General features: G+C 64.2%; 9 protein-coding genes. 3 read left to right on the forward strand and 6 right to left on the reverse strand.

All coding sequences use genetic code 11. From position 1 onward, the window contains the following. From AC2VLV_RS03470 to AC2VLV_RS03485, 4 genes are all read right to left on the reverse strand, one after another. A partial coding sequence (locus tag AC2VLV_RS03470; RefSeq protein ID WP_486988647.1) for an ArnT family glycosyltransferase occupies positions 1 to 1,679 on the reverse strand: 1,679 nt, incomplete at its 3' end. Positions 1,680 to 1,954: 275 nt separating this feature from the next. After that, positions 1,955 to 2,299: a hypothetical protein gene (locus AC2VLV_RS03475; RefSeq protein WP_486988648.1), complete on the reverse strand. Its 345-nt coding sequence runs from the start codon at positions 2,297 to 2,299 to the stop codon at positions 1,955 to 1,957. An 83-nt stretch (positions 2,300 to 2,382) separates the two neighbouring features. Beyond that, a complete protein-coding gene (locus tag AC2VLV_RS03480) occupies positions 2,383 to 3,252 on the reverse strand; it encodes an EAL domain-containing protein (RefSeq protein ID WP_486988649.1) in 870 nt (289 codons plus the stop codon). Positions 3,253 to 3,254: 2 nt separating this feature from the next. Continuing rightward, positions 3,255 to 4,997, reverse strand: a complete 1,743-nt coding sequence (locus AC2VLV_RS03485) for a hypothetical protein (RefSeq protein WP_486988650.1) — start codon at positions 4,995 to 4,997, stop codon at positions 3,255 to 3,257. A gap of 145 nt (positions 4,998 to 5,142) precedes the next feature. On the opposite strand from AC2VLV_RS03485, the gene AC2VLV_RS03490 reads away from it, so the two are divergent. Both AC2VLV_RS03490 and AC2VLV_RS03495 read left to right on the forward strand, forming a co-directional pair. Then, entirely contained in the window at positions 5,143 to 6,048 is a 906-nt protein-coding gene (locus AC2VLV_RS03490) for a DUF6502 family protein (protein ID WP_486988651.1), read from the forward strand. Then, the gene (locus tag AC2VLV_RS03495; protein WP_486988655.1) at positions 6,038 to 7,714 is read left to right on the forward strand and encodes a DUF5666 domain-containing protein; all 1,677 of its coding nucleotides are present in this window, start codon (positions 6,038 to 6,040) and stop codon (positions 7,712 to 7,714) included. The genes AC2VLV_RS03490 and AC2VLV_RS03495 overlap by 11 nt, the downstream gene beginning before the upstream one ends. 80 nt (positions 7,715 to 7,794) lie before the next feature. On the opposite strand, the gene AC2VLV_RS03500 is transcribed toward AC2VLV_RS03495, so the two are convergent. Further along, positions 7,795 to 8,118: a PepSY domain-containing protein gene (locus AC2VLV_RS03500; RefSeq protein ID WP_486988652.1), complete on the reverse strand. Its 324-nt coding sequence runs from the start codon at positions 8,116 to 8,118 to the stop codon at positions 7,795 to 7,797. A gap of 99 nt (positions 8,119 to 8,217) precedes the next feature. Between AC2VLV_RS03500 and AC2VLV_RS03505 the strand changes: the two genes are divergently transcribed. Next, positions 8,218 to 8,445: a multicopper oxidase domain-containing protein gene (locus AC2VLV_RS03505; protein ID WP_486988653.1), complete on the forward strand. Its 228-nt coding sequence runs from the start codon at positions 8,218 to 8,220 to the stop codon at positions 8,443 to 8,445. 20 nt (positions 8,446 to 8,465) lie between these two features. Here AC2VLV_RS03505 and AC2VLV_RS03510 read toward each other — a convergent pair. Then, the coding region (locus AC2VLV_RS03510) for a cupredoxin domain-containing protein (protein WP_486988654.1) at positions 8,466 to 9,074 on the reverse strand (609 nt) is incomplete at its 5' end.

Consider the following 9,074-nt stretch of genomic DNA (forward strand, 5'->3'; position numbering starts at 1 on the left):
AACCCTTGGGCGAGCCCGCTGGCCTGCCAGCTTTGCAGCCGCTTGCGCGATACCCAGACGGCCACGGGCTTGCCCTCGGCCCGGGCCTCCAGCAGCGGGTTTTCGTCCACGCAAGTGTTCTGCCGCCTGTCGTCCCGACAGCCGAACCACAGGTCTTCGCTGGTACTGTCGATCACGAACAAGTGGGGGGTGCCGTAGAACAGAAGCGATGCATCGTGATCCTCGAAGGTTTGCCAGGAGAACCACACGGTGTCTGTGGGCAAGAGTCGATGCATGACCCCGGCGACCTGTTTCTGCGAGATCTCGGCCGTTTTGGCGACAGCGAGCTGCGCGGCGAAATCCACCATGATCACCGCGCTCAGGCTGAAGACCGCCAGACCGAGGGCCAGCCTGCGCGACCACAGCAGCGCGCCGCCGATGAACGCCGCCAGCGCAACCCCGATGACCAGCGCGGGCAGCCAGTCGAATTGCGCTGGGGGCAGGCCAGCGCGCAGCAATTCGGCATGCAGCGGCGGCGTGAATGTCAACGCCCAGAGGCCCAGTGCGGCCATGCCGAACTGCAGCGCCGCCAGCCCGAGGCGACGCTGCAAGGCGGCGCCGTCCTCATCAGCACATAGGGCCGCCTGCAGCCGCACACCCAGCCACCAGGCGACCAGCGGCACCACGGGCAGGAGGTAATACGCCCCCTTGTCGCTCGCAGAGGAAAAGAAGACGGTGAGGATGATTGCGGTGTTGCGCGCCCAGCGCGCAGACGCTGTGGCCGCATCGCCGCCGCGCAAACGCGGCGCAAACGCGGCGAGCACGGCGAGCAGCGGCGTCCACTGAAAAAAGCCGATCAGCAGCTTGGGGCCGTAGTACCACCAAGGCCCATGATGAAAATCATCCGGAATGCGGGTGCCCAGAAACCGGCCGATGGTTTCGTTGACAAAGAAAAACCAGCCAAAATCCGGCAGGATGCGCAGCGCGGCCAGATGCCAGGGGGCCGCAACCAGTACGAAAAGGGCGATGGCCCAAGGATCGAGATAGAACTTCAGCAGTTCGCTGCGCTTCCATGCACCGGGGGCAGCCAGCAATTGCACCAGGGCGACCAGGCCGAGCAACAGCAGCGCCTCCGGGCCTTTGGTCAGCGTGGCGAGCGCCACCGCAACAGCGGCGGTACGCAGCCAGCCCCGCTGCTTGCGCGCCACTGCAAGGACCAGCAGAGCCAAGGCGGCCAGCCAGAAAAACACCATCAGCGGATCGAACAGGATATTGCGGGCGATCAGCACATAGCCCAATGCCGTGCCGGTGACCAGCGCGGTGAACCGGCCGGCCAGCGGCGCGGACACCGCCCGGCCAAACACGATGCACCCGAGCACCGTCAGCCACGCGGCCAAGGCGTCGGGCAGCCGCGCCTGCCAGGCCCCGGCGCCGAAGGCCTTGAAGCTCAGTGCCATCAACCAATAGAGCAGCGGCGGCTTTTCGATGTAGGGAACGCCGTCGAGATGAGGGATGATCCACGATCCGCCATGCGCCATCGCCAGAGCAATGCTGGCGTAGAGCGCCTCGTCGGTGTCACGGATGGGCGCCGCGCCCAGACGCCAGAACAGGCTCGCTGCCGCGATCAGCAGCACAAGGCCATCAACCAGAAGGGTTGTGCACCGCCGCACATCGGCGCGCACCGCGAACCGCCCTGGCATGTGCGCAGGCGTTGCGGGCGATGCTGCAGCCTGTGGGCTCGAGCCATGCAGGGACGTGCCGTGACGCATGAAAAGCGAATTGCGAATGGGGTGTGGCGAATTGGCCTGTGACTGCCTGGGACAGGCAAGCGCCAGATCCTGCATTTTCGCGAAGGTAAGCGCACGCGAAAATGAAAAGCGGATGACGATTTCGTCATCCGCAGTCATCCTCTGAATGGAGCGAGCTGAGAAAGCCCGCAGAGCAACGGCAGGCGCGGCGTGGTTGCGCGCTCGTCTCAGTCGCCGCCGCGGTCGTCTTCCTCATGATGGCGATCCCAATGCCTGCGATCGCGCCGCTCTCCGCGGTATTGAGGCCCGGGGGCGTAATAGAGCGGCGGCGCGGCGTAATAGACCGGAGCCGGGACATATTGCACGGGAGGCGCCACGTAAACCGGCTGCGGCGCGACAGGGTAGGCGTTGCCGACGTTGGCGATCAGCCCCGGCACGCCGATGGCCAGCGACCATAATGGGGAGTCATCCGCATGCGCGGCGGGAAGCGCGACGACACTGCTCAGGGCGAGTGCCGCGAGGATTTTTGCGACGAGAGGACGCAGGGCAGGTTGGGGGTGTGTGGTGTGCATGATGTGGAGGAATGGTTCAGATCGGAAGAGGGATGAGATGCTGACGAAGATTGCGGGCCGAGGCCGGTGGGGGGTGTCAGGTGTTACTGCGCGGCCTGCATGGACGTTGGCTGCCCCCAGAAAAATCCCTGCCCCCAATGCACGCCGATGCCGCGCAGCCAGTGCAGCGCTGTCTGGCTTTCCACTCCTTCGGCGATGGTGATGAGGTTCAGGTCTCGCGCAAGCTGGAGCAGGTGGCGCAGCACATACTCACCCTTGGCCGTGCGCATGCCCGTTTGCACCAAGCTTCGGTCTAGTTTGAGATAGCGGATGGGCAGGGCCAGCAGATAGGGGAAGGCGCTGTGATTGCTGCCGAAGTCGTCGAGCGCCAGTTCAAAGCCCAGGTTGAGCAAGGGCTCGAGATTCGCAAGAAGGCGCGCCGGGTCGGTGTCGAGATTGCGCTCGGTGATTTCCAGCACCCAGGGTGTCGGGCTTGCATCGGCGCCGCTTTGCTTCTGCAGCCAGTGCCGGTGCTGCTGCGCGAGTTTGTCCACGCAGGACGCCTCTGCCAGAAACGCGCTGGAGCAGTTGAGGAACAATTTCCCCGGGATGGCGGCAAACGGTCCGGGCTGAGACGCTGCAGCCATGGCTTGGGCCGTGATGACCGCGTCGATGCGCGGCTCGATGCCTAATTTGGCGGCCGTGCCGATGAAAGCCTCCGCCGCTACGACCCGGCCCTGCGGGGTCAGCAGGCGTGCCAGCGCCTCCTGGCCCATCGTCTGCAGATCGTCCAGGCGCAGGATGGGCTGATAGGCCACGCGCAGCCGCTGCTCCTGCAAGGCCAGCCGCAGTTGGGCGCGCGGAAAGGCGTCGCTGTTGCAGGCGGCGTCCAGCCGCTCCCGCACCCACTGGGCCTGAAGGAGGGTGTCTGCAGAAGACAAGGCCGACGGTGTGATGAGCTCTGGCGCGCCCATGGTCAATGGTCCTGATGGGCGTGGTTTTCCTGCAGGGTATCCAACGGGTTTTCGTTCATCACGAACAGGCCGTTGGAGGCTGGCGCAGCGGTGCTGTAGATCATGTCCTTGGCGCCCATGACGTAGAACATCTGGCCGGTGAGCGTGCTGCTCTTTCCGGAGGGATTGGACTGGGTGATGGTGACGGTTGGGGCGTTCAGGATGTAGGGTGTACTGCTGGTGTTGTTGAGGGAAAAATTGCCGAAGCTCACGCTGGCGCCGGGCTTGAAATCGTCGTCGCTGTAGTCATGCCCATTCCCGTTGGGCAGCGCCTGGCTGAGGGCGAGCCCTGCGGTCTGCGGCATGACGCACGCGCCGAGCACCAGCCCCCCTACTGTGGCGCCCGTGCCCATGAGGCGTACGCCAAACATGCCGCTGTTGCAGGTCAGACCATCGCTGTGATTCGATTTTGTCGGGACGATTTGCGCCCATCCGGGCATGCTGTTCTGAGGGACCAGCACCGCATCGAAGCGGGTGAGCACGCCCCCGTTTTGGGTGCGGCCGCCCATGCGCAGGCCGTAGCCGACATCGGCGCTTGGGGCGCTGGTGGTCGATGAGGCGCTACTTGCCGGTGCACTGGGGGCGGGCGTCGGCGCGGTGGCGCCGATGACAAAGCCGCTCGGCAGCAACCCGGCCTTGCCGGCCAGCACATAGGTGTTGCCCTGGCCGTCATTCACCGTCAGGGTCATCAGATTGCCGACGATCACGCCCGTCACGCTGCCGTCCGCCGAGCTGAGGTTGCCGTTGGCGTCCACGCTGACCACGGTGTTGAGAATGCCAGGCGGCAGTGTGCTGACTGGCGGCGGAACGGATGCCGCAGAAGCCGTGGAAGCCGGCGGGGTCGGCTGCATGGGCAGGGCGCTCATGCCCGATTGCGCCAGCACGCCTTGCAGGCTGTAGGTGCCGGGAGCCACGGCAGGCGCACCTTGCTCCAGCACGTCGCCGAGGTCAAGCTCAGGCGCCCAGCGTTCATCTGACGAGATGTACTGCATCAGCGACTTGAGGTTGCCGTCGCAGCTCGATCCGAGCGTGGTCGACGCCGAGTTCAGCGTACTGGCCGTGCTGCTGGACAGCCCCTGTTTGGCGATGTCATGCGCCATGTCTTCGGTGTCGTGATAGTGCGCGGGGCGGGCGCAGTAGCCGTCGGCCACCGCCTTGATGGCGGCAGACAGCGCGAGGATGTCATCGTGATGCTGTGACAGCAGCGCGGCATAAAGAGCGGGCGTGAGGTTGGCATAGTTGCCGCCCGAGGCGATATAGACCGCCAGCGCGGCCGTGGTCACCTGGCTGATGACCAGATTCGGCAGGTTGGCCGATGTGAGCGAGCCCGCGGCGAGCACGGCGCTGCTCGTGCCCAGATAGGCGGTGAGCACCACCTGGCCGTCTGGCGAGGTGGCATTGGCAAACAGCGGTGCGGAGGTGTTGGGCAAAGTCGCCTGCACGGTGTAGTTGCCGCTGGCGTCTGCCGTGGCGGCGCCCACCACCACCGAGCCAGGCTGGCCCATGGGGGCAACCGTGGTGAACGTCACCGCGGCGTTGGCGATCGGCGCATCAATTACGGCGCCTTTGAGCGTGGTAGTGGCTGCGGGATTGATCTGGGCAGTGCCGCCACTCCCGCCTCCGCAGGCGCTGAGGCTCAGCGCCAGGGCGGCTGCGATTGGCAATAGTTTTCGGGTGGAACGTGAGCGGGGTTGCGTGGGCTGCATGAGGATCTCCAAGAAAGTATCGGTGGCGCGCCGCATGACGATGCGTGCCGGAATAATAAATGGGAAAAAATAACATGCAATAAAAATCTTGCATTAAACTTCGGTCAACGCCCTCAAATCTCTTCACTCGCCTCGATCAAATCTCATGGGACGCCCTCCGCGCCGTCTGCCTTGCCATCCTCCGCCAGAGCATCCATTGCCTGCGGCGGAGGACGTGTTGCGTGCGCTGGCGCAGGTCATGGCGCCGCTGGCGCGCCTGCTGCTGGCCAGCGGCCTGGACTACACCCGTCTTGCCGCAGAACTCAAGCCCCTGTTTATCGAGCAGGCCAGGCAGGAGCTGCTGCGCTCAGGGCAGAAGGACACCGATTCGGCCATCAGCCTGCTGAGCGGCGTGCACCGCAAGGATGTGCGCGAATGGCGCGCGAATGGGCTGAGCGGCCGCATCGCGCAGGAGATGTCGATCAGCTCACAGGTGTTCGCCCGCTGGGTGCAAGACCCGCTCTACCGCGACCGGCGCAAACGCCCCAAGCCTTTGCCGCGTCTGGGGCCGACGCCGTCTTTTGACAGCCTGGCACGCAGCGTGACGCAGGATATCCATCCCTTTACCGCATTGACCGATCTGCTGCGCCTCGGGCTGGTGACAGTCAAGACCGTGAAGGGGCAGGAATGGATCGTGCCGCACCGCGAGGGCTTTGTGCCGCCGCCGGGATCGCGTGATCTGCTCGATCTGTTCGGCGCCAATCTGTCGGACCATGCGGCAGCGGCCGTTGGCAATTTGCTGGGGCAAGCGCCCCGTCTTGAGCAAAGCGTGTTCGCCGAGGGCGTGACACCCGAATCCTCCAGAGAACTGGGCGAGCTGGCGCGCAAACTGTGGGCGCAGGCACGCGCCGAAATGATTGCAGAGGCCTCCCGGCGTTATGCGGCCGACCAAGGTCGCGCCGATGCCACCTGCCGCCTGCGTTTTGGCACCTACTACTGGGCGGAGGATGTCTCGCAGCAGACACAGCCGCCCGGCCACACGGCAACGGGAGATGACCGTGATGATGCATAAAAAACACTTGCGCACACTGGGCGCGGCGGCGCTGGTTTTGCTCGCCGCTTTATTGGCTTCCTGCGGGGGCGGTAGCACGGTCGCCACCACGGGTGGCGTCGGTACGGGCGGTACGGGCATTTCCACCGGCACAGTCACCGGCTTCGGCAGTGTGGTGCTCGATGGCACCGCCTACAGCAGCGCCAGCCCGGTTTACTACGCCGGCACCGATCAGGACGAAGAGGTGCAGACCGCCTCTACTGCGGTGAATCTGGGCGACCAGTTGGAGATTCGTCTCGATGCCCAGGGGCATCCGAGCAAAGTGGTCATTGATCCTGAGTTGATGGGGCCTGTCGCCAACCTCGGTGCGGGCGGCTTCACGGTCAATGGCATCGCGGTTCGGGTGAATAGCAATGCGGCCGTAGGGCCGGCGACTTATTACACCGGGTTGAACGATTTTTCCAGTCTGCGAAACGGCATGCAGGTGGAAGTGCATGGCGCCTATGGGCTGAGCGCGGGCGGGCAGGGCGAGATCCAGGCCACGCGCATCGAGCAGTTGCCCGCCAGCAACCCGGTGACGCGATTGACTGGCATCGTCAGCAATCTCAATGCGGCAAACGGCAGCTTCCAGATCGGCACAACCCTGGTGCAGACGGGCGCCTCCACCTTGCTCACGCCGTCAGGCATGGCGCTGGCGAACGGGCAACTGGTGAATGTCTGGAGCAACACGCCGCCCGCGGCAAATGGCGCTATTCAAGCGGGCGCGGTGAATGTGCGTACCCTGCGCGGCGTGTCCGGCCCGGCGCAAGTGGGCGGGCTGGTGGCGCAGTTGGCGGGCAGCCGCTTCCAGGTCTCTGGCATCCCGGTCATTGCCAGCGCGGCGAGTCTCGCCAGCGCAGTGCAGAGCCTGAGCAATGGTGAGTATGTGGTCGTTCAGGGACAGGCCGATGCGTCCACCGGGGTGCTCACCGCCACATCCTTGCGCACCTACGCGAACAGTCCCGCGCAAGTGGAATTGCGCGGCACCATCACCGGCTTTGTGAGCGCTAGCAATTTTCTGGTGCGCGGCGTGCCGGTGGATGCCTCTGCGGCGAACGTGGTGTTCACCGGCGGCGCCGCCGCCTCGCTGCGAAACGGGGTGTTTGTGGATGTGGTCGGCCAGGTGGCGGGTGGCAGCGGCAACCTGGTGACGGCCAGCAGCGTGGCTGTGCTCAGCCACGCGCCTGATGGCGGCACGGTGGACTATCAGGGCGCGGTCAGCGCGGTGAATCTGGCCAGCGGCGTCTTCAGCCTGACTGCGCAGGACGACGGCACGACCCAGACCTTCCAGGTCACTCTCGCCCCCAATGTGGTGTTCAGCCATGGGACGGCCGTGCAATTGATCGATGGGGCCAACGTGGAGATCGAAGCCACCAATACGGCGAGCGGGCTACTGGCCTACAGCGTGTCGTTTCAGAAAGTGAAGGCCACCTCTGGCGCCAGCGATGGGTCGTCAGGCACGGTGCTGGAGACCAAGGGCACGCTCTATAACCTCACGGCAAGCAGCTTTGAGATCAACGCCTTGACCATCCAGATCAACGGCGTCGTGCCCAAAGAGGGAAAACTGGTCAATGGGGCGAAAGTCAATGTGAGTTTCACCCAATCCGGCAACCTGAATCTGGCTCAGGAGATCAGTCTCGACGATTGAGAAAGTGGACCCAAAAAAACCCGGCCGTGCCGGGTTGAAATGAAGCGAGAGCTTTCTGCTGCCTGCGAAGGCGGTGTCGATCAGTCTGCGTTGGCGCCTTCGACACTGTTTTCAAGCACGGCGCCGGTCTGGGCGTCCACACCCACTTCGTGCTCGGTCTGCCCCACTTTCAGGTCGAAGGAATAGCGCAGACCGCTGCCGCCCTTTTCCTTTTCGAGTTCCTGATCGGTGATGGTGGCGCCAGGGAGGGCTTTGAGAGCGATGGCGCGGGCTTCGTCCAGCGTCACCTTGGCCTCCTTGGTGTATTGCGAACCGTCCATGGCATAGGCGGAGCCAGCGGCGCCGGCCAGGCCAAGAGCCAGCGCGCTGGCGAACAGAAATGCGGCTTTGTTGCGTTGTTGCATGATCAAACTCCTTGTGCACTCTTGCGAGCGAAACGCCGCTGGATGCGGCGATCGCAAACCGTTTGCGATGGAAGAAGTGTCGTCTTCTGGAATGAGCGCATGCTTAGCAAAAAGTCACGGTTTGATGACATCTGCACACAACTCGGTGGGCTGCAAGCTCCACACGAGGCCGGATGGAAAGACACCGTGCTGGTGCGGCGGGACGAAACCGTGCGGCTCATCGCCCGCTTCAATCAACCGGCGGGCGATGCCAATCCCTTCATGTTCCATCGCCACATTCTGGAGCATGAAGACAAAGGCATGATGGGCCAGTTCACGGTGGCCTGAATCAGCTCTACGGATTTTGCTCAGCCGCCGAAGTAACCCGGCAAAATTTTCTCGTGCGTCGTCGGCGGGTTGTCATCCAGCAGGCGTTTGTCGGTGGTGACGATGATCAGTCCGGCCATCGGGTCGCCGAAACCATGTACCGTGGGGCGCTTTTTCGGCACGGTGCGGCCGCCCGGCTCCTTCACCAGTTCGGCGTGTACCGAGCAGTAATAGAACTGCAGCCCAGGATGCTTGAACGCAATCGTGTAGGTGCTGACCGGGTGTCCTGGGCCGGGCGTGCCTTGCACGGCGCCATCGAAGCGGGTGCTGGTTTTACCCGTCAGCGGGTTGTAGCCGATGATGGTGTGTGCACCGGTGTCCTGATCGACGAACACCACCTTTTGCCCGGGGCGCACCACCACCACATTTTCCAGAAACATGTTCGCGCCGTTCATGTGCACATAGACCGGCGCTGCCTTGGGCGTTGCGGCGGTAGCGGCGAAGCTGCCGGGCGCGAGCAGCAGGGCGCCGACTGACAGCAGTGCGGTTGCGGCGGCATTGCGCGCCCGAGCGCGCAGGGGGTTGGAAGTGTGCAAGTTGTTCTCCTTGGCGATGGCGGGTTGTGCAACAACCGGCGGCGACCACCGCTT

This window comes from Thiomonas sp. TH-17 (assembly GCF_057473305.1).